Source organism: Flavobacterium sp. IMCC34518, assembly GCF_027111095.2.
GTDB classification, from domain to species: Bacteria; Bacteroidota; Bacteroidia; order Flavobacteriales; family Flavobacteriaceae; genus Flavobacterium; species Flavobacterium praedii.
On sequence record NZ_CP114284.2, the window covers coordinates 407,126 to 430,182 of the forward strand.

A 23,057-nucleotide genomic window follows, 5' to 3' on the forward strand; every position below is an offset into this window, starting at 1 on the left:
AATGTTAAGTAAAGAACAAATCATAAGTGACAGTAAAGAATTCAGTTTATTTTCATGGTCAGCACAAGCCAATGTAAACCCAATAGCTATAGAAAGAGCTGAAGGTGTTTATTTATATGACTATGACGGTAACAAAATAATTGATTTTTCCTCTGGTTTAATGTCCGTAAATATTGGTCATGGTGATCAAAGAGTTACGGCAGAGGTGGTGGAACAAATGCAAAAAGTAAGTTTTGTAACCCCGACTTGCACCACCGAAATTAGAGCCAAATTATCAAAAAAACTTTCTGAAATATGTCCTGGTGATTTGAATAAAGCTTTCTTTACCTTATGTGGAACTTCTTCTGTAGACAATGCTATCAAATTAGCCAGATTGTATACTGGAAGACATAAAATTATTGGTCGATATAGAGCTTTTCATGGTGGATCCATTGGTGGAATGTCTGTGGGTGGTGATCCTAGAAAACTGGCTAATGATTCGCAACAAATGCCCAATGCAGTTTTACTAGATGATCCCTACTATTTCTTTGGCATGAAAGATTTAGATGATACCACAAAATTAAGTTTAAGTTTAGAATATGTAGAGCGAGTAATCCAGTTTGAAGGTAAAACGAATATTGCTGCTTTTATTTTTGAAGGAGAAAGTGGTTCTTCGGGCTGTTTGCATTATCCAAAAGGCTATTTGAAAGGCGTTAAAGCGCTTTGCGAAAAATACGATATTCTTTTTATTGCCGATGAAGTAATGAGTGGATTTGGAAGAACCGGAAAATGGTTTGGTTTTGAAAATCACGATATCATTCCCGATATGGTTTGTATGGCCAAAGGATTAACTTCCTCTTACCTTCCTTTAGGTTGCTTAATGGTTTCGGATAAAATAGCTGCAAAATTCGATAATACCCCTATGATGATTGGACTTACTTACAATGCTCATCCTGTTGCTTTGGCAGCTGCATTGGCTGTAATTAATATTTACGAAAGTGACAATTTGATTGCCAATACCAGAAAAATGAGTGCTTACCTAGAATCCAAAATTGAAGAAATGAGAGCCAAGCATCCAAGTATGGGCGCTTTTAGAAACACAGGTCTTTTAGGATGTTTGGATATTCTAAAAAACAAAACTACAGGCGAATTGATTGCTCCTTACAACGCCAGTGGTGATGATTTAAAAGTTACTAATCTTATTGCTGCCAAAGTGAGAGCATTGGGATTATACACTTTTGTACGTTGGGGATATATTTTCATAGCTCCACCATTATGCATCACCGAATCTGAAATAGACGAAGGCTTGTCTATTATTTCACAAGCGTTGTCTATAGCCGATGAGCATCTTGTATAAGTATAAAAAAAGAGGATTTCATAAGAAATCCTCTTTTTTTATAAAATTATAATATTAACAAATTGTATCATTTTGAAAAACATTATTTATAATTTCATAAATTTTGTCTTTATCCAAGGGTTTTGTTATAAAACCAGAAAAACCTGCATTCATTATACTTTCTTTTACTTCAGATGAGGAATGTGCCGTTTGAGCAATTACAATACATTCTGGATCTTTAGCCTTTATTATTTCAAATGCTTCATAACCATCTAAAACTGGCATTTTTATATCCATAAATATCAAATCAATATCCGTATTTGATTGGTACAGATCAATTGCTTCTTGTCCATTTTTTGCTCTTATGACACGATGATTTTTTTTCTCTAAAATAGTTTTAAGCAATAGGTAGTTAATATTATCATCCTCGGCAACCAATATATTTTTTCCTTCAGAGTCATTTGGAACAATCTGAAAATCATCATTATATTCATTGGATTTAATTTCGTCATATAGTAATGGAATAGTAAACTTAAAAACGGAACCCTTACCGTAAATTGATTCTACTGAAATTTCTCCTCCAAGCATTTCAACATAAGCCTTGGAAATAGACAAACCCAATCCCAATCCACTCATAGAAATAGAATAATCATTATCTACTTTTCTAAAACGATTAAAAATAACTTCTAAATCTTTTTCACTAATTCCAATTCCTGTATCCTCAACTCTAAATTCTAAAAATTTATAATCAGGACTGATAGTATATCCAAAAGCGATATGCCCTTTATCTGTAAATTTTATAGCGTTGGTCAACAAATTAACAATAACCTGTTTTAATTTTATTTCATCTGTTAAAATAGTATTGTATAATCTGCAATTGCTTTTTAATAAATAAAACTGAATTTCTTTTTCCTCAGGAATAGTAACTCTCAATGTATTAAATAATTCTTTCAAACATTTATCAATATTCAATCCTATAACCTTTGGTGCAATTTGTTTGGCATCAATTTTAGACATTTCAATTAAATCTTCAATAATTGAAACCAAGCTTTTGCCGCTACTATTAATTATTTGAAGGTATTTCCTTTTTGATTCATCTGTTAGTTTTTCATCCATAAGTAAATCCGAAAAACCCAAAATGGCATTCATAGGTGTTCGGATTTCATGCGACAAGTTGGCCAAAAAAGTTGATTTTAGCTTATCGCTTTCTTCTGCTTTCTCTTTAGCCTTTTTCAATTGAAACCGATTCTTTCTATGGTCGTCAAATAAATTACCAATATAACCAAATTCACCAGGTTCTCTTTTGAGATGACTTATTGCTATTTCTTGATCGGTTTCAAGGATAGTTGTTATTAACCGAAGCGGTCTGTACACCCATTTTCTGGAGTAATAAAAAACACTAATAAGACTAATAAAAGTTGTAATTACTACAATTAGCAACAACTCTTTGGTTCTTTCAAAATTAAGATTTGAAGGCCTTTCAAAAAACAACTTCGCTACTATGTTAGCATCAGTATCTCTGAGGTTAATAATTGATGTTACTTTTTTATTACTATTAGTATCCATTTCGACTTTATTAAAAAGTTGAATTTTGGAAGAAGTAATTTCTTCAAGATTCCTAAAAAATTTGTCATCTAAAAGACGAGCCATAAAGAAATACCCTGAAGGTTTGGTCTTTGTTTTTTTTGGATCATTGGATGTATGTATGGTTCCACCAAAAACCTCAATAACACCTTCTGGAATATGCATGTAAAATCTAGAATATCTATTTCTATACAAATGTTTCATTGCTTGTATAGAGATAAAATCTTTAGTTTTAAAATTCGGTTTGGCAGTTTTTACAATCAGTTTTTTATTTAAATCATATACTGCAACATAGTCAACTTCATAAGTTGGAAACTCATTGGCAATATAATTTTTATACCAAATTGTGTCTCTACTTTTTGTGAATTTTACTAATGCATCCCAATAAGTTAAGTCATTTATAGTAACAATTTGTGTCTTTGAATTAAAATCAAATAATCGATTCACTTCGGTTTTGTACTGACTTGAATTGTCTCTGTAAACACCTCTTTCTTGCTGAACTGTATAAAGATAAAGAGAAAGAAATAACAATAAAAAAAGCGAGCAAATGCCAATGATAAGTATAACCAGTTTGGAATAAGTCGTTAACCTAAGTGTTAATTTCATACAATAGATATAGGGTTATCATCCGAAATAAATTGCAATATACATTTTTTTTCAGAAAACAAAAAAAACACAACTCACTGATAAGTTGTGTTTTATATTTGTTAATCTATTTCTTAATATTGTATTTTTTAAGAAATTCCCTTGTTTTCAAACCTGATTCTTTAAGATCATCCTCTTTCCAATTTCCTTCTGAACTTGCTGATTTTTTCAACATCGAACAAGTTTCATCTTTATCTGAAACAGACCAAACGATCCAACTTAATTTTCTTTCTTCCATCCAATCAATGTATTCTTGCCAAGCTTTATAATTCATTGGTCCATCTCCAGTAGCTTCCATCCCAGCCGATTCGGAGACAAAAATAGGCAAACCACTTTTTATAGCTTCGTCAGTTCTGTCACGCAACCATTTTTCGTGGGTTGCCGCATAAAAATGCATGGTGTACATTAAATTACTATAACCTTTGATGGGATCTGCCGCAGGTAAATTGACATCCTGATCCCATTTTGGACAACCCACCAAAATAATATTATCCGGATCATTGGCTCGAATCACTTTGATTACTTCTTCGGCGTATGCTTTTACTTCTGGCCACGTTTCATAATCCGGTTCGTTAAAAACCTCGTAGATTACATTTGGATATTTTCCGTATTTCTTAGAGATCTCATCAAAATATTCCTTGGCTTCTTTCAAATTAACATTGTGACTGTGCCAATCGATGATTACATAAATATCAGATTTGATGGCTCCTTTTATAACAGATTCAATTTTCTCTTTGGCAAAATCGGGCTCCTTCATATAGGGATGATCCCCTATTTCGATACCCATTGCGGCACGAATAATGGTGCAATCAAAATCTTTTTTTAACCAATCTACCGTTTTTTGGTTATAAAATCTGGGCCAAATACTATGCCAGCCCAAACTCACCCCTCTTAAAACTATTGGATTTTGATCTTTATCAACAAGCTGTGTTCCTTTTACACTAAGTTGCCCGTGTTTTTTAACAAATTGTGCATTTGCCATACTGCAACTCAATGCAAGTAAAAGCAGGATTATTTTTGATTTGAAGTTCATATTTTATTATATATTATTTTGACGATGGATGATAATTTAGATTAAAATAATACCTAACAGGTTAAAAGAAACCTGTTAGGATAAATAATATTTCAGACTTATACATTTAAGGAATTAGTTTTAATGTAATTACATCATGAGAAGCAATATCACCAGTGAAATTCTTTTTGGTTGTTCCTGCTTCTTTGTTTTTCCAAAGATCTTTGATTTTGAAGATTGATTTATTAAAATCGGCATCATAACCAAAATCAGCATCTTTAATAGAGTTCTTTTTCCAATCGTAATTTATTTTTTTTGGAGCATCGGTTCTGTTTAAGAAAGTTACAGCCCAAGCGCCATCGGATAAAGGTTTTACCCAAACTTCCAGTCCATCTTCGGCAGAAAGTTTGAATCCTTGTATTCCTAATTTATCCTGATTTACGGCAATGAGTTCTTTGTTGGTTATAATAGCCAAGGTTTCTTTGGACATTTTTCGGAAATCATTTCCTGCGATTAATGGGGAAGCCATCATGCACCACATTGCAAAATGGGTTTTGTCCTCGGTATTGGTCATTCCGTCTCCCACTTCCATCATATCAAAATCGTTCCAATGATCTGGGCCTGAAAATTTACGGATATCTTTGCGCATTTCGGCAATTTTCATGAATCCCCATGATGACCAATTCCCTTCTTCGTGGTGAAACTCGCAATCGAAACATGGATAAATATCACCTGAAATTCTCCAAAGATTTCCGATAGGTTTTCCCCATTCCCATGGTTTGGTATCACCCCATTCGCAAAGGCTGAAAACGATAGGTCTTCCCGCAGTCTTCAAGGCATTGCTCATCGTGGCATAGGCTTCGGGAGCGTTGATTCCTGCAGTGTTACACCAGTCGTATTTTAAGAAATCAATTCCCAAATTGGCATAAAAACGAGCATCTTGGTACTCATAACCTCGGGTACCTGGGTAACCTGCGCAAGTATGTGTTCCTGCACAATTGTACAAACCAAATTTCAATCCCTTGGAGTGAACATATTCAATTAAAGCTTTCATTCCGCTTGGGAATTTGATTGGATCTGGTACTAAATTGCCTTCTAAATCACGGTTTCTGGACATCCATCCATCATCGAGTACGATGTAATTATAGCCTGCAGCCGCCATTCCGGTTGAAACCATAATATCGGCTGTTTCTTTTACTAGTTTTTCATCGATGTTGGTTTCGAAGGTGTTCCAAGAATTCCAACCCATTGGTGGTGTCATGGCAAGACCTTCGAATTTTCCAGCTCCTTGTTTGTAAACATTACCTTGTGAGAAACCTGAAATTGTTAGACTGCTTAAAAGTAAGCTGAGAAGTAATTTTTTCATTTTTATGTTTTTATGTTTATAAAGCTATTTTTCAATAATACCTAACAGGTCTTGAAGACCTGTTAGGATTGTACTTTTCCTAACCTGTTTTTTTTAACCAGTTAAGTATAAATGATTCGAAATTTTCATTTTACTTTTTTGTTTTTACTACTAATTATCTTGTTTTGCAAAATCTGCGTGAGGGATGGCAGTGGAGCTCTCCCGATTTTTCATCGGGAAGCGGGAACGTACAGCCCGACCCTTGTGGTCACGCCCTAAATATTTTTATGGCTTTATTGTGTTCATTTTTATTTCGGCTTTTTTGAGTCCATTGCTGGTCGCGGTCAACGTAATTTCACCCGTTTCTCCAGTTGATTGCACAATGACTTGTGCCAAACCGCTGAACAATGTGCGTTTCCAAGTTGGGGCTGGCGTGAGGATTTGAATTGTTCCTGGATTGGTGTTCACGGTTCCCCATTTGTATTTGTAAATTAAAGGTACGGCAACAATCGTAATTGTGTTTTTCCCTGCACGGAGATCGGATTTGTCTAATACGAAAGTGTCTCCTTTTTTGTTTTCAGGAATAGCAGTTGCGATTAATTTTCCGTTGATATAAATAGATTGCGATTGGCCGATGCTGTTATAAAACAGATTGATTTTGGTTTCCATGAAATTTTCTGGCAAATCAAAATCGGTTCGATACACCACGGCTTTGGCTTTCTTGCCGAAGATGGTGTCGCGACTGTCTTTGAAAGCGTTTTCCCAATTGGAAACATCCAAATCATCTGCCGTTTCTGCCGTTTCCGAAATGGAATTGACGATTTTTTCCTTAAGATTCGAGATGTTGATGACCGTATTGGTTTCCAAAAATTGATCGGGTTCTACCGAAGTGGGCTTCCCGTTTCCAACGCCAATTATTTTTCCGGGGCCTGAAATGGAAAAGGCAATTCCATTTTCGGAAGTAGGAACATGCAAACCAGATTTGTCTTTGGTATCGACAGTAATCATGGCGATATCCATGTTATTCGCTTTAAGGCTTTTTACATTTGATTGCAAACCAATAGCAACAGCATCGGAAGAGGTTTTCACGGTTTCAGTTAGGATTTTCTTGCCGTTTTTATAGCCAATCGCTTCTAAAGTTCCGGGTTGGTAATTGACTTTCCATTCCAAATGTCCATTTTTTTCCATCACTTTTTTTCCTAAACTTTTTTTGTTTAGAAAAAGTTCCACTTCATCGCAATTACTATACGCCCAAACGTCAATGGGTTGTCCTTCTTTTCCTTTCCAGTTCCAATGTGGTAAAAGATGTAAAACGGGTTCAGTCCCCCACCACGCTTTTAGGTACCAAGCGTCGTCTTTGTAAAAACCACATTGATCGACCATTCCAAAATAAGAGCCTGTCGCTGGCCAAAGATACGGAGTGGGTTCGCCACGGTAATCAAAACCAGTCCAGATAAACATTCCGCCCAGATACGCTCTCGAATCATAGTGTTTCCAACCTTGTTCGATGCTGTGTGCATTCGCCGATTGTGGCAAATCATAAGCAGGTTTGTATTGTTTTTCGCTGTCCTCAAAATAGATTCCACGGGTTGCGAAAGTCGAGCCTTCCTCGGTTCCCCAACTGGCCAGATTAGGAAATTCACGATGGTGTTTATCAGTCGTTTCTTTGCCTCCGTGTTTGATGTAATTGTAGCCAATAACATCTACCGCTGTGGCAATTCCGTTGTCCCAATTACCGCTTATTCCTGCCGTTATTCCTCTGGTAGTGTCGATTGTTTTAGCAAAATCTTGCATGGTTCGAGCCATTCGAGCTCCGATGCTATTTCCTTCTACGCCCCATTCTTCGTTGGCGATGGACCAACTGATGATAGACGGATGGTTTCGGTCGCGAAGCATCATCCGTTTTAATTCACCTAATTGGGTATTTGTAATTCCCATTAATCGGGTTTCGTCAATGACAACCATTCCAAGACGGTCGCAAGCATTGAGTAATTCGGGTGTTGGAGGATTGTGTGAACAACGATAGGCATTAGAGCCAAATGATTTTAAAGTCGCAATTCGAAAATCTTGCAAACCATCGGGCATTGCCACTCCTACTCCTGCGTGGTCTTGATGGTTATTAGTTCCTTTTATTTTCAGGTGTTTTCCGTTTAGGAAGAAACCTTCGTTGGCATCAAACCGTAAAGTTCTTATTCCGAAAGTGGTAGTTTGGGTATCTACCAATTCGGTTCCTGAATAAATCGCAGTTATCATTTTATGCAAATACGGGTTGTCTACTGACCAAAGTTTAGGATTAACAATAGCCAATTCGGTTCCAAATTCTTTGGCTTCCATTGGTCTCAAATTCAGATTGTCAATTATTGCTGTGGCGATTGATTTTCCGGTAGTATCATAAACGGTCTGGATGATTTTAAAATTCTGAAACGCTCTTCCTTCATTTATTACCGAAACTTTCGAAGTCAGTTCGGCTGAATTTGAATTTAATTTGGTTGTGCTTACGAAAGTTCCGTCTACGGGTACGTGTAACGGACTGGTTTTGTTCAGCCAAACGTGTCGGTATATTCCGGCGCCTTCGTAAAACCAACCTTCTTCCATCATGACATCTACTCGAACAGCGATTGTATTTTCACCTCCATAATTAATGTAATCAGTAACATCGTATTCAAAACCCAAATAACCTGACGGATTGTTTCCCAGATAATGGCCGTTGAACCAAACCGTTGCATTGCGGAAAACGCCATCAAAAGCGATATGGATTCTGCGTCCCAAATCACTTTCAGGAATCGTTATTTTTTTTCGGTACCAACCAATACTGGCTTCTGGAAAAGGTCTACCAATATTTTTGAATCCGTGACTGTAACTCGCTTTTTCGCTAAAAGCTTGTTCCACTGCCCAATCGTGCGGTAAATCCAGTTTTCGCCAAGAGCGATCATCAAAATCGGCAGCAGCGGCTCCGTCACCATAAGTGGTTTTGGCTAGATAGGAAAAATAGCCTGTTCCAGTATTAAAATCTTTGGATGTATCGAAAGGATGACCAAAAGCAAATAGCCAATTTTGATCTATGGAAATATGCTCCCTAATCTTGCCATTTAAAGTTGATTGTGAGAAAATAGAGAGACTGAAACTTAAAAAAATAAGTGGTAGAAATGGTATTTTATTTAATGATTTCATTTAATGATTTTTTACAAAAAAACGAAGAGTTTTACATACAAGGATAGTCATTAGTATCGAAAAATAGTGATACTTTTTTTTCAAAATACATTAAAAAAATCACAAAAAGATAAAATAATAGTTTCCCAGAAAAGCTCTAAAAACAAAGAATTCCCTAACCTTTCGATTAGGGAACCCTTAAACTAACTTAAATAAACTTAAACCAAACTATTTTAGCACAAAACCAATATTGTCAATCGAAATTGTGTTTGCTATTCCATCAGCTCCCGATTTACTCATGTTTTGGAACGATATATTTTGTACATGATCTGCATCTCCTAACTCGGCCCAAGTAAATACAAAAGTATTCCATCCCGGCTGAACAGACATCATATTTCTTTCAGACCAATCTCCGTTAAAAATTAATTTAACAGTTCCTGCAACAGAAGCTTTTACAGATAATCTAATACCTTTGTAAGGAGCTATTTGATCATACCAACCCCAGTTTCCTTGTAAACTATCCCATGCACCCATATTCTTTTTAATATAGATCAATCCTTGATCAGCATTTCCATCTGACTCATAAGTATGATTATTCCAAGATGGAAAATCAAGACCATAATAGGCAACATCATCATAAATTGCAGTACCAACAGCATAAGAAGAAGTTACAGAACCTGAAATAGTTTTTACTGTTACATATTGCTTATCGGCACCAACAGGAACTGTAACTTTAATTTCGGTTAATGAATTAGAAATTACAGTAGCAGGTATTGTTCCAAATGTCACTATTGGATCCAAAAAGAAATTACCATAAATAGTCATAATAGAACCATCTGCAGCATTTACTGGGCTAAAACCTTTAGTTAATACCGGAGCTGGAGGTGCAATTACAAAATGATATACAACTGTTCCAAAACTGGTGACAATTTTTAATTCACTAGATGCATTTTCATAAGGAGTATCTTCATCAATAGTTACCACAATAACATTATCTGTAACCATTGTTGGATTAAAATAACTTTCAAGCCCATTAAAATATATTTTTTTCAAGGTTGAAAATCCTGTCCCGTGAATAAAATAAGTTGTATTAGGATAACCCATTTCAACGGGCACATCTATTTCAACCGGGGAACCGTCTGTAGGAGTATTTAATGCGCGATTAACACTAGTAATTGTCGTTGTTGTAGACACTCCAGAGTCATCATCAGAGCAAGATGTAAAGAAGCTAACAACAAACAATAAAGTTATTGCTAAAAAACTTCTTAAGTATAAAAAATTATATTTTTTCATAATATTTGCTAATTAAAATTAATTATTTAAAAACATAAGGAACAGCTGGTTCGTTAAGTTTTGGATTTTTATTTACATCATTACTTGGCTTAGGATATATAAGATCCGCTGCAGTTGGCGTATAATATGCTGGGGTAGTAGAATAGGCGCTTCTATCTTGTTTTGACATTATAGATATTGCTTCACTAGCAGGTAAACGACCTAAATCATACCAGTATTCTCCTTCAAAAGCCAATTCTATCCTTCTTTCCTTCATCATATCTTCATGAGTGATTTTTGTTTTAGCAGGTAATCCAGCTCTAAGACGTACTTTGTTGAAAGAAAGCAAAGCAGCAGCATCTGTTGTCTCTGCATTTCCAGCCATAATAGCCTCAGCGTGAATCAATAATAAATCAGAATAACGCATGATATAATTACAAGAACTTGTACCTCCCCAAGTATCTTGAGCACCTGTTTCTGCAGATACTTTACCCACTACGTATTTTTTTACTAGTGCACCAGTTGCGTCTAAGAAACCATTAGCAGCACTGCAAGTAAAACCTACTCCACCATCATGAGTCAATTCAGGATAAAAATCACCATCTGTCATTATGATTTCTCTTTTACGTTTATCCCCTGCTTCAAAAGCACTAATAATGTCTTTTGACGGAATGTAAGTTGCACCATAACTAACTTCATTTAGTACATCTGGACCAAACTGAACATTTGAAAAATTAGCATCTTGATATCCACCGTCAACTATCCATTGCCAAGAAAAAATAGATTCTTCGTTATTGTTATTTTTGATTCTGAATAGATCTCCATAGTTATTCAAAAGTTTAAACTCGCCACTATTGATAACTTCTTCTGCTAATGCTCTTGCTTTTGCATAATCTTTTCTATACAAATAGACTTTTGCTAAAAAGGCTTTTGCTGAACCACTAGATACTCTAATATTTTGAGTGTAATTACCACCTCTTACTTTAGTTTGAAGATGATCTGCTGCATATTGAAAATCTCTTTCGATAAGAGTATAAACATCTTCAACTCTGTTAGTGTTAATATTTGGATTTGTTACATAATCCAATCCATTTTCAATAATAGGCACTTCTCCCCATATTCTTACTAAATAAAAATAAGCAATAGCACGCATAAAGTGAGCTTCAGCAATGGTGTTTTCAACAACAGCAGGTGAAACATTTGGTCCTACTGAACCTCTAAGTGAATTAATCAAGTTATTAGACTGAGCCACAACTCCAAAACAAGTTCCCCATGGGTTTAACAACAAAGGACTTTCTGATGAGGCATGAAATTGTATCAATTCTGTACCATCATCTCCTGCATACAAATTACCAGAAGTAACTTCAGAAAGAGCGTAGAAACATTTAGTAAAAAATGGAGCCCAAATTTTTCCATACAATGCAGATGTTGAACGAACAACTTGCTCATCAGAAGAATAAAAATTAGAAGAATCAAAACCATCCTCGGAAGGTCGATCTAAGAAATTATCTGAACATGAAGCCGATAATGCAAGAACAAAAAACAATATTGCTCTTTTTATATTTATACTATATTTTTTCATTTTTATTTGTTTTTTAAAATTCAACATTTAAACCTAATGTATAAGTCCTAGGGGTTGGATAACGACCATTATCTACACCTGTAAGTAGAGCATCTTGATTTAAAGAACCTACTTCAGGATCATAACCTGAATAATTAGTAAAAGTGTATAAATTCTGAATTCCTGTATAAAGTCTTACTTTAGATAATTTTGCTTTGTTCACAACATCCGAAGGCAACGAAAAAGCAAAAGTTAAATTTTGAATTCTTAAATAAGAACCATCTTCAACATATCGATCCGAAATAACCATATTTGCATGTCCTTTAGCATCAAGAACTGGTCTTGGATATTTTGCATTAACATTATCAGGTGTCCAAAAATCAGCAGCTTCTGCTAATTGATTTTGATACAATTGAGAATTTGAAGTACCTGCTCTTCTAGTTAAATTTAAAACATCATTTCCTTGAGAACCTTGCAATACAATATTCAATTCAAATGTTTTGTATCTAAAGTTATTTGTAAAACCATAAGTAAAATCTGGATGAGGATTACCCATACTCACATAATCTTTATTCGTAATTAATCCATCACCATCTTGATCTTTGTACAATACATCTCCTAATTGACTTGGTTCATCTTTAGTTCCAAGATGAGGAATTGGAGCTGTAGCTAATTGTTCTGCAGTACGTATTAATCCCAATGATTGCAAACCATAAAACTGACCTATCGGCTCCCCTACAACAGTATTAGTAACTGTTTTAGCATCATTTGATGTAAGTGTTGCTTCTCTTTGCAAGTTAAGTCCATTGGTAATCTCTAATAATTTGTTACTGTACTTAGAAAAGATTAGCGTAGAACTCCAAGTAAAGTCATTACCAAATTTATTTGTATACGTTACAGAAACATCAATTCCTTTATTTTCCATACTTCCCACATTAGACATAGGAGCATTTATTCCTCCTTGATATGATTCTAATCCAGTTAAATACATTGGTAAAGGCAATCTATATAAAAATCCTTCTGATTTTTTTCTATAAACATCAACTGAAGAAGATAATTTAGAATTGAATAAAGTAAAATCAACCCCAAGATTTACTTGTTTTGATGTTTCCCATGTCAATTCAGGATTTGAAATATTATCAGCTAAGAATCCATTTCCTTCAAAAGTACCTAATTTTCTAATATTAGAAAGATAAGCACCTCCACCAATATTTTGATTTCCAGTTTCACCATATCCTGCTCTTATCTTGACATTGTCTATGTACTTTTTAGTCCCTTCCATGAATGATTCATTTGACAATTTCCATGAAACAGCTGCTGCTGGGAAATATCCCCATTTTTGACCTTCAGCAAACTTAGAACTACCATCTGCTCTCATAGTAACATTCAAACCATATTTACCATTAAAATCATACACCAATCTTCCAAAATAGGAATATAATGCAGCACTACCCTTATAATCATCATAAACTAAAGTTGCTTTATCACCAAGTGCTATAGAAGTTACATCATTTGATAAAAAATCACTTACACCAATAGAATTACCTGTCCAATGAGAATCATTAGCTTCTTGACCTGCCAATAAATTGAAGTTATGATTTCCTAATGCAAATCTGTAGGTAAGTAAATTTTTAACGTTTATACTGTACCAACTTTGATTTCTATTTGTAAGAGTTGCATGCTCATTAACTGATGCTCCCCATGCGTATGTAGGATTGAACTCTTCATTAGTGCTTATTTCTGTATTACCACCCAACTCAAAACGGTATTCTAACCCTTTGGCTAGTTTTATATCAGAATAAAAATTCCCCATAAAACTTTTTCTAATAAGATTATTAGTTTTAAGTAACGCAGCAGCAACTGGATTTATAAAGTTATAACTTGGTCTTCCGGGAACGGTTGGTGGTGGACCAGCATAAGTTCCGTCAGTATTTTTAACAGCTACATCTGGACTACCTAATATAGAAGTACTAATAATACCATTAGAAGAACCATTTAGAGTAATATCTTCATTAGAAATACCTGTAGAAATATTAACCCCTATTTTCATCCAATCCTTTACTTTAGCATCCAAATTAGTTTTAAAATTATATCTTTTATAACTAGAACCAACTACAGTTCCTTCTTGATTTACATACCCTCCAGAAACATAATAATTCATACCCTCTTTACCTCCTGAAAAAGATATCTGATGACTAGATAACATTCCTGTTTTATATATTTCCTTTTGCCAATTAGTTCCATTCCCTAACAATTCAGGTTTAGCAAACTCAGCACGCAAAGCATCATCTCTTCCTGTTTGAACTGCTAATGCATTTTGTTGTGATGCAAATTGACTTAAAGTCATTACATCTAACAATTTAGTTTGGGTTTGTGATGCAAAATAAGTATCATACGTTAATTTACCAGTTCCTTTTTTTCCAGATTTAGTCGTAATTAAAATAACACCATTCGCACCTCTTGAACCATAAATAGCCGTTGCAGATGCATCTTTAAGAATATCCATTGTTTCAATGTCATTCGGATTAATTAAAGATAGTGGACTTACTGTAACACTAGCGGCATTTGCTCCAGTATAACCTGCAGCAAGTGGTCTTCCGCTTGTAGAAGAGTTTGTTGCATCTCCAGAAATTGGAATACCATCAACAATGTATAATGGTTCATTTGTTCCCCCAATAGAAGTAGTACCACGAATTTTTATAGAAACATCACCTCCAGGTTGTCCTGAATTATTTGTAACAGTTACACCAGCTGCTCTACCTTGTATCATTTGATCCAAAGTTACTTGTGGAGTATCTTTTAAATCTTGACTTCTAATACTAGAAATAGCACTATTTACATCTTTTTTCTTTTGAGTTCCATACCCAACATTTACAACAACTTCTCGTAAATCTTCAGAACTCATTTTTAAAACTACGTTTATTTTGGTTTGTCCTTTTACTGAAATTTTTTGAGGAATAAACCCCACAAAAGAAAAACTCAAAACCGCATCTGACGGCGCGTCTATAGAATATTTTCCATCAAAATCTGATGAAATAGTTGTTTTTCCTCCCAAAATTGAAACATTTACTCCTGCTAGGGGCAATCCAGAAGAGTCTTTAACTGAGCCTTGAATTTTTGTTTGGGCAAAAACAAAGCTACTAGTTAGTAAAAAAAATATCAATGAAATCGATATCGTATCGAATTTCCAATGATTTAAATTAAACAATAGTTTTTTCATAATAAAAATTTGTTAGTTAAGTTTAATAATATCCGAAAGGGTAATTCGGGTATTATTAGCGGTATTAATAAATGTGATTTATAATTAACAAATTTATAACAGTAGTTAACATCAAATTAATATTATTATATCATTTAATGATAATATAATTTCAAAATGAAAATACAAATTACACATAACAAAATTTTAAATATGTATTTTTAGATTATTAATATTTAATAACTATAATATATACCATATTGATAATTATAAAAACAAAAAAAGCTTCTTGGCAAAATTTGACAAGAAACTTTTTAATAGAAAAACGAATACTAATTACAAAATTCGTTTTAATCCCGAAAAATCGTCACGGTATTGACTAGGAGTGCATTTTTTAAAAGCCTTAAAACTTCGATTAAAATTCGCGATATTATTAAATCCTGACTTGAATGCAACCTCAGAAACACTAAGATCCTTCTCAACTAACCACCTTGCTGCATACCCTATCCGGATGTCATTAATATAATTCACAAATGTCTTACCAGTGCGTTTTTTTATAAACCTATTAAAAGAAATAGTGGTCATATTAGCAATTCCCGCTACTTCTTCCAATGATAATTTTTCGGCAAAATTCTTTTGAATATAATCATATATTAATTTCATCTTATCGTATTCTTCAAACGTGTCATTTTCGACTGTAAAAGTAGACAAGAGTCTTTGATTACGAGAGTTCGCAAGGTCATACAGTATAGAGATGATTTCAAGAAAATAATCCATACCGTCCAGTTTAGAAATCTTTATTAAACGCGGAGTGAGCATTTCGGCTACTTGATTTGAAAATAAAATACCATGTACAGAACGATTGAACATCTCCTTTATAGGTGTCATAATTCGTCGAGACAACAATGAGTCATGAAAAAGATCATTGTGAAATTGAATTGTTATTTCGTGAATTTCTTTGTTTTTACATTTATTCAACTCCCAACCGTGGTATAAATTAGGTCCAACCAACACCAGCTCGATGTCATCAATCTCTTCTATATTATCACCTACGACACGTTTCACTCCTTTTCCGTTAAGTATAAAATTAATTTCAAATTCTGGATGATAATGCACTGGATAATCAAATTCATCTTTCACTCTATCAAAAACCAAAAAACTATCTTGTGCTGCAAGTGGAACTATCTCTCTATGAAAATTTTTAAAAGCGCTCATAATTCATTTTTTTATTTGCAATAATAAGATATAAAATTGATAAAATAATATTAATTCAACACATGTTATTACTTTATCTTTGAAAAGTGAAATTCTATTATTGTAAAAAATAATACTCTTAAAAAACAAAAATCATTTTAAAGCAGTATTTTTTTTAACATTTTGACAAATAATTAGTAAAATCGCAAATTATTTTTTATGATTTTTAAACAATTGATTTGAATATCAATTAATTAAAAATACAAATTCAAACCAACCAAAATTTATTTCTAAAAAAATGCCAAAACCAAAAACTATATTAAGTATTTTATTTGCTTTTAGCACATTATACTCTGTTTTCTCACAACCAATTAATACTAAATTATCATTATCTGACGAAAAAGCCACAAAAAAAACCATTCAATTATACCAAAATTTGTATAAAACAGCAAACAGAGGTGTATTATTTGGTCATCAAGACGATTTGGCTTACGGTGTTAACTGGAAATACGAAGCAGGAAGAAGTGATGTAAAAGACGTTGTTGGAGACTTTCCAGCTGTGTATGGTTGGGATTTGGGTGGCTTAGAAACTAAATCCGACAAGAATATTGACGGCATTCCTTTTGACAAAATGAGACAATACATCATTGATGGATACAATAGAGGTGGTGTTATTACTATCAGTTGGCATTTCAACAATCCATTAACGGGGAAAGATGCTTGGGACACCACTCCAAAATCATTAGCTTCTGCATTACCTGGAGGCGTAAGTCATGAAAAATACAAAGCCTGGCTGGATGAAGCCGCAAAATACATTTTAACTTTGAAAGACAAAAAAGGCAATCCAATCCCTTTGCTATATCGTCCGTTTCATGAACTTACCGGAACCTGGTTTTGGTGGTGCAAAAACAATGGAAGCCCTGAAGAGTTTAAAACCCTTTGGAAATTTACTATTGATTATCTACAAAAGAAAGGCGTTCATAATTTAATTTATGTATACAATACCGCCGATTTCGCTTCAAAAGAAGACTTTCTAGAATATTATCCCGGTTCTGATTATGCTGATGTTTTAAGTTTTGACAAATACCAATATAATGACCCTTTGAAAGACAATTCCTTTGTGGAAAATTGCCAACGACAATTTGATATAATAGACAAAATTGCAAAAGAACAACATAAAATCATCGCCTTTGCCGAAACAGGATACGAAGCTATTCCGTATGACAAATGGTGGACAGATACTTTGATGAAAGCTATAGGATCCTACAAAATTTCCTATGTCTTAGTTTGGAGAAACCACGGCTGGCAGGAAAAAGAACAAAAAATGCATTATTACGCCCCCTTCAAAGGACAAGTGAGTGAAAAAGATTTTATTCAATTTTACAATCTTGACAATATTCTTTTTGAAAAAGAGGCTGCCAAAATTAATTTATATAAAAAATAAAACCCCAAAGACTATAAACTCGAGAAAATGGAACATAAAATTAGCATAAAAGAAAAAGTTGGTTACGGATTAGGAGATGCAGCTTCCTCCATGTTTTGGAAAATTTTTAGCATGTATCTCATGTTTTTTTACACAGATGTTTTCGGAATAGCCCCAGCTGTGGTTGGAACTATGTTTTTAATCACTCGTATTTGGGATTCTTGTTTCGATCCTTTGGTAGGAATCCTTGCAGACCGCACCAAAAGCCGTTGGGGAAAATTTAGACCGTATTTATTATGGACAGCCATTCCGTTTGCCATAATAGGAATCATGACTTTTTACACACCCGACTTTGATGAAAAAGGAAAAATAATATATGCGTATGTTACCTATTCCTTAATGATGATGGTGTATTCTGTAATCAATGTTCCTTATGCTTCTTTACTTGGTGTAATGTCTGGTGACCGAAAAGAACGCACCACACTTTCTTCCTATCGTATGGTTTTTGCTTTTGCAGGAAGCTTACTGGCACTTTGGTTGATTGAACCGCTGGTAAATCATTTTGGTGGAAATCTAAACTCCAAAACAGGCTGGTTATACACAATAATCGTGTTTGGAATCATCACTACAATATTCTTTTGGTCTTGTTTTTTTCTTACCAAAGAAAGAGTTCAACCTATAAATGACGAAAAACCCAATTTAAAAGAAGATCTAAATGACCTTCTCAAAAACAGACCTTGGTGGATTTTGTTGGGTGCAGGAATTGGAGCTTTGGTATTCAATTCGATTCGTGATGGAGCAGCAGTTTATTATTTTAAATATTATGTAAGCAGCACGGTTAGCTATAGTTTCAACATTTTAGGAGAAAATTTTGCCATGACTCCAACCACACTTTATTTAGTATTGGGACAAGCTGCCAACATCATTGGAGTGATTGCCGCTACTCCAATTGCTAATAAAATTGGTAAAAAGAAAACCTTTTTTGGTGCTATGGTACTAGCCGCAATTTTAAGTGTATTTTTCTATTATATCGGGAAAGAAAATGTAGTGCTTATCATGGTTTTTCAAGTATTGATTAGTATTTGTGCTGGTTGCATCTTCCCACTAATCTGGTCGATGTATGCAGATAGCGCCGATTACTCGGAGTGGAAACAAGGAAGAAGAGCCACTGGACTAATTTTTTCGGCTTCTTCGATGTCACAAAAATTTGGCTGGACAATTGGTGGTGCCGCAACAGGATGGCTATTAGGCTATTTTGGATTCCAAGCCAATGTCGTACAATCCATTACAACCCAAAACGGAATACTATTAATGCTAAGTATTCTCCCAGCTATAGCAGCTACCATATCATTACTTTTCATCTTATTCTATCCATTATCGGAAGAAAAATTACAAACAATTGAAGATGAACTTAATGAAAAACGAAAATTAAACAAATAATACTTGATTTAGAACTTTCAATTATGAACACAACAGAACTGAACACCGATTTAAAACAAATAAAATCCGAACTTTTCAATCATTTTAACTCTTTAATTCAAAGAAAAAATGAACCACAAGACGGAATTGGAAACGGAATATACACTCGTTATAAAAACCCAATTTTAACAGCAGCACACACCCCACTAGAATGGAGATTTGATTTTGATCCAAGTACAAATCCATTGCTTTTGGAAAGAATTGCCATCAACGCAACATTCAATGCTGGAGCCCTAAAATGGAACGACAAATACATCCTTGTTGTACGCGTGGAAGGTGCCGACAGAAAATCATTCTTTGCCGTTGCTGAAAGTCCAAATGGTGTAGACAATTTTAAATTTTGGGAAAAACCTTGTGTGATTCCACAAACCGAAGAGCCAGACACCAATGTATACGATATGCGATTAATCAAGCATGAAGATGGATGGATTTATGGCATATTTTGTACCGAAAGAAAAGATCCTTCTGCCCCAAAAGGCGATACTAGTACCGCTATTGCAAATGCAGGAATTGTAAGAACCAAAGATTTAATCAACTGGGAAAGAATGCCCGATTTGATTTCGAATACAGGACAACAACGCAACGTTGTTTTGCATCCTGAATTTGTGGACGGGAAATATGCTTTATACACTCGCCCACAAGATGGTTTTATTGACGTAGGAAACGGTGGTGGAATTGGTCTTGGTTTTGTAGAAGATATGACCAATCCGATTGTAAAAGACGAAAAAATCATTTACGGAAAACAATATCATACCGTTTACGAATTGAAAAATGGTCTTGGACCAGCACCCATAAAAACAGAAAAAGGTTGGTTGCATTTGGCACATGGTGTTCGTAACACCGCCGCCGGTTTGCGTTACACGCTTTATATGTTCATGACCGATTTGAATGATATTTCAAAAGTTACACATGTTCCTGCGGGACATTTTATGGCACCAGAAGGCATAGAAAGAGTTGGAGATGTTTCTAATGTTTTATTTTCTAATGGTTGGATCGAAGACAAAGACGGAACTGTTTTTATCTATTATGCCTCTTCCGATACTAGAATGCACGTAGCGGTTTCAAGTGTCGATAAATTGGTAGATTACATTATCAATTCTCCTGAAGATACTTTTACTTCTGCTGGTTCTGTAAACACCATAATCAAACAAGTGAATAGAAATAAAGAAATTTCATAATTGTGCAAAAGGAATTAAAAAATCTAAAAATAGAACTAAAGCTAGAACTACAAAGTATCCTTTCGTATTGGATGGAAAACACTGTTGATCAAAAAAGGGGAGGATTTATTGGCCAGATAGATTACGATAATAATACCAATGAAGAAGCTGAAAAAGGGTCTGTATTAAATGCAAGATTGCTATGGACCTTTTCTGCAGCTTACAAAATTTCGCACAACAGAGAACATTTAGATACTGCAAAACGTGCATTTGAATACATTTCGATCTATTTTCATGATGTAGAATTTGGTGGAATTTTTTGGAGTATCAATCCAGACGGAACACCAAAAGACACTAAAAACCAAATTTATGCCTTAGCTTTTGTTATTTATGGATTGAGCGAATATTTTTCGGTTACTCAAGATAAAAAAGCATTAGAAATGGCTATTGATTTGTATAAAAAAATACAAAAATACAGTTACGATCCTATAAATGGTGGTTACCTAGAAGCCTTTACCCGTGACTGGCAACCGATAGAGGATTTGCGTTTGAGCGAAAAAGATGCCAACGAAAAGAAGACCATGAATACCCATTTGCATATCATTGAAGGCTATGCCAATTTGTATAAAGTATGGAAAAACGAGTCTTTGCGAAAAGTCATTATTGAATTATTGAGAACCATAGAAAAATATTTCATCAATACAGAAACAGGTCATTTACGATTATTTTTTGATGAAAATTGGGTCGAAAAAAAAGATGTTGTTTCCTATGGGCATGACATCGAAGCGGCTTGGCTTTTATTACAATGTGCTAAAATATCAGAAGATTCGACATTGATTAGTCGTTTTAAAAAACATGCTATTCAAATTGCAGATGCAACCAAAGAAGGAATCGATACCGACGGTGGATTATGGTATGAATACGATCCTAAAACCAAAGAATTAATGGCCGAAAAGCATTGGTGGCCGCAAGCCGAATTGATGATTGGTTACTTTACAGCTTGGCAACTTTCTGGAAAACAAAATTACTTGGATATTGTATTTAAAAATTGGGATTTCACTAAAAAATACATCATTGACAAGGAAAATGGAGAATGGTTTTGGGGCGTACATGAAGATTACTCGACTATGAAAAAAGACAAAGCCGGTTTCTGGAAATGTCCGTATCACAATAGCAGAGCTTGCATTGAATTGATTCATCGAATTTAAAAAGACAACATGAAAAACCTATTTCTAAAAACCATTGTTACCTGTTTTGTACTTGTGTTAAGCAGTTGTTCAAAAGACGATCCAGCACCCGATCCAGTTGTAGTAGTTCCACCAGTAGTAGTGACCGATGTGTTAACAACACAAAATGTAAAAACCTATATGGTCGACAAAAATGCTACTGCCGAAACGGTCGCTTTATTTTACAATTTGAAAAAATTGGCTAAAACTAAATTTGCAATTGGTCAGCAAGATGCTTTTAATGGATTTTATAATAATGGGTCTTCAGCACAATCGGATATCAAGAAAACGACAGGGTATGAACCTGCGCTTTTGGGTTCCGATTTTATGTTTATTACCGACAAAAACAATAATGGCCAAGCCGACAATTGGTTTCACCAACAAGAAGTCATTATTACTGATGATGCTAAAGAAGCCTATGCCAAAGGTATGATTAACACTTTTTCATGGCACATCAGAGAACCGAATAAAGAAGATAGTTTTTATGCCGCCGATATGACCACCGAACAAAAAGCAACTGCCTTCAAAAGCATTTTGCCTGGCGGTGTGAATAATGCATGGTACAAAACAAAACTGGATAAAGTAGCCAGCGTTATTTTGAGTTTAAAAGGATCTAAGGGGGAATTGATTCCAATTATTTTCAGGCCATTTCATGAATTTGACGGAAGCTGGTTTTGGTGGGGAGCCGATTTTTGTACGCCAGAAGAGTACAAAGCTGCATATCAATTTACCGTAGACTATTTAAGAGATACCAAAGGAGTTCATAACATTTTGTATGCCTTTTCTCCTGATAACTCCTACGCTACTTCGACCAATTATTTGAGCCGATATCCCGGTGATGGGTATGTAGATGTTCTAGGAATGGACAATTATGGCGACATGAATAATCTTGGTCAAACAGGAGCGGACAAAGCCAATACCAAACTTAAAATGCTATCAGACTTAGCAACAACCAAAGTCAAAATTGCCGCTATGACCGAAACTGGTTATCGCGTTACGTCAACTATTTCTCCAGTTACCAATTGGTTTTCAACTTATTTGTACAGCACTTTAACAACAAATAGCATACAGATCAGTTATGTTATGTTTTGGAAAAACGGTCAAGATGGTTATTACGTTCCAACACCAACTGCTTCAAATGCAGCGGACTTTAAAACTTTTGCGACAAAATCCAAATCGGTTTTAGTAAATGGACTGCCGAGTATGTATGTTCTGCCGAATTAACTGCTTTTTTAAACCATATAAGGGCATATAAGTCAATGTCGTTTCCTTAAGTAGACTTTGTCATTCCGACGAAGGAGGAATCACACTTGGGACTTACGTAATGTGATTCCTCCTTCGTCGGAATGACAAACTAGGCGGATTTGGAAATGTGAAATTCTTAAGGAAACGACATTGGCATATAAGTACATAAGTTAAGCTAAGAATTCCAAAATTTACAGAAATATAATTGTAAACGGAAAGCACTAGCCCTGATAGCAGTGGAAAGCCCGGA

The 23,057-nt window shown here is 34.6% G+C and carries 14 protein-coding genes; 6 read left to right on the forward strand and 8 right to left on the reverse strand.

Features of this window, described 5'->3' with window-relative positions:
• The first annotated feature begins 1 nt into the window (after nucleotide 1).
• Nucleotides 2–1,336 (forward strand): aminotransferase class III-fold pyridoxal phosphate-dependent enzyme, encoded by a 1,335-nt coding sequence (locus tag OZP06_RS01680; RefSeq protein WP_269223401.1) that lies wholly within the window; start codon nucleotides 2–4, stop codon nucleotides 1,334–1,336.
• Nucleotides 1,337–1,390: 54 nt separating this feature from the next.
• Here OZP06_RS01680 and OZP06_RS01685 read toward each other — a convergent pair whose 3' ends face one another.
• The 8 genes from OZP06_RS01685 to OZP06_RS01720 all read right to left on the reverse strand — a co-directional run bounded on the left by OZP06_RS01685 (nucleotide 1,391) and on the right by OZP06_RS01720 (nucleotide 16,298).
• Complete coding sequence (locus OZP06_RS01685; protein ID WP_281324147.1) at nucleotides 1,391–3,505, reverse strand: ATP-binding protein; 2,115 nt, start codon at nucleotides 3,503–3,505, stop codon at nucleotides 1,391–1,393.
• A gap of 106 nt (nucleotides 3,506–3,611) precedes the next feature.
• Nucleotides 3,612–4,577, reverse strand: a complete 966-nt coding sequence (locus OZP06_RS01690) for a glycoside hydrolase family 5 protein (RefSeq protein WP_269223404.1) — start codon at nucleotides 4,575–4,577, stop codon at nucleotides 3,612–3,614.
• Nucleotides 4,578–4,683: 106 nt separating this feature from the next.
• Nucleotides 4,684–5,922, reverse strand: a complete 1,239-nt coding sequence (locus tag OZP06_RS01695; protein WP_281324148.1) for a glycoside hydrolase family 27 protein — start codon at nucleotides 5,920–5,922, stop codon at nucleotides 4,684–4,686.
• Between the two features lie 264 nt (nucleotides 5,923–6,186).
• Nucleotides 6,187–9,072, reverse strand: a complete 2,886-nt coding sequence (gene galA / locus OZP06_RS01700) for a beta-galactosidase GalA (protein WP_281324149.1) — start codon at nucleotides 9,070–9,072, stop codon at nucleotides 6,187–6,189.
• A gap of 207 nt (nucleotides 9,073–9,279) precedes the next feature.
• Nucleotides 9,280–10,344 (reverse strand): IPT/TIG domain-containing protein, encoded by a 1,065-nt coding sequence (locus OZP06_RS01705; RefSeq protein WP_281324150.1) that lies wholly within the window; start codon nucleotides 10,342–10,344, stop codon nucleotides 9,280–9,282.
• A 22-nt stretch (nucleotides 10,345–10,366) separates the two neighbouring features.
• A complete protein-coding gene (locus OZP06_RS01710; RefSeq protein ID WP_269223411.1) occupies nucleotides 10,367–11,905 on the reverse strand; it encodes a RagB/SusD family nutrient uptake outer membrane protein in 1,539 nt (512 codons plus the stop codon).
• 13 nt (nucleotides 11,906–11,918) lie between these two features.
• Nucleotides 11,919–15,104 (reverse strand): TonB-dependent receptor, encoded by a 3,186-nt coding sequence (locus OZP06_RS01715; RefSeq protein WP_281324151.1) that lies wholly within the window; start codon nucleotides 15,102–15,104, stop codon nucleotides 11,919–11,921.
• Nucleotides 15,105–15,419: 315 nt separating this feature from the next.
• On the reverse strand, nucleotides 15,420–16,298 hold the full coding sequence (locus tag OZP06_RS01720; protein WP_269223413.1) for an AraC family transcriptional regulator: 879 nt from the start codon (nucleotides 16,296–16,298) through the stop codon (nucleotides 15,420–15,422).
• A 277-nt stretch (nucleotides 16,299–16,575) separates the two neighbouring features.
• On the opposite strand from OZP06_RS01720, the gene OZP06_RS01725 reads away from it, so the two are divergent.
• The 5 genes from OZP06_RS01725 to OZP06_RS01745 are packed head-to-tail and all read left to right on the forward strand — an operon-like array spanning nucleotide 16,576 to nucleotide 22,786.
• Nucleotides 16,576–17,721, forward strand: a complete 1,146-nt coding sequence (locus tag OZP06_RS01725; RefSeq protein ID WP_269223414.1) for a glycosyl hydrolase — start codon at nucleotides 16,576–16,578, stop codon at nucleotides 17,719–17,721.
• A 27-nt stretch (nucleotides 17,722–17,748) separates the two neighbouring features.
• Nucleotides 17,749–19,140, forward strand: a complete 1,392-nt coding sequence (locus OZP06_RS01730) for an MFS transporter (protein WP_269223415.1) — start codon at nucleotides 17,749–17,751, stop codon at nucleotides 19,138–19,140.
• Nucleotides 19,141–19,163: 23 nt separating this feature from the next.
• Entirely contained in the window at nucleotides 19,164–20,357 is a 1,194-nt protein-coding gene (locus tag OZP06_RS01735) for a glycosidase (protein ID WP_269223416.1), read from the forward strand.
• A 2-nt stretch (nucleotides 20,358–20,359) separates the two neighbouring features.
• The gene (locus OZP06_RS01740; protein WP_281324152.1) at nucleotides 20,360–21,544 is read left to right on the forward strand and encodes an AGE family epimerase/isomerase; all 1,185 of its coding nucleotides are present in this window, start codon (nucleotides 20,360–20,362) and stop codon (nucleotides 21,542–21,544) included.
• A 9-nt stretch (nucleotides 21,545–21,553) separates the two neighbouring features.
• Nucleotides 21,554–22,786, forward strand: a complete 1,233-nt coding sequence (locus OZP06_RS01745; protein WP_269223419.1) for a glycosyl hydrolase — start codon at nucleotides 21,554–21,556, stop codon at nucleotides 22,784–22,786.
• The last annotated feature ends 271 nt before the right edge of the window (nucleotides 22,787–23,057 follow it).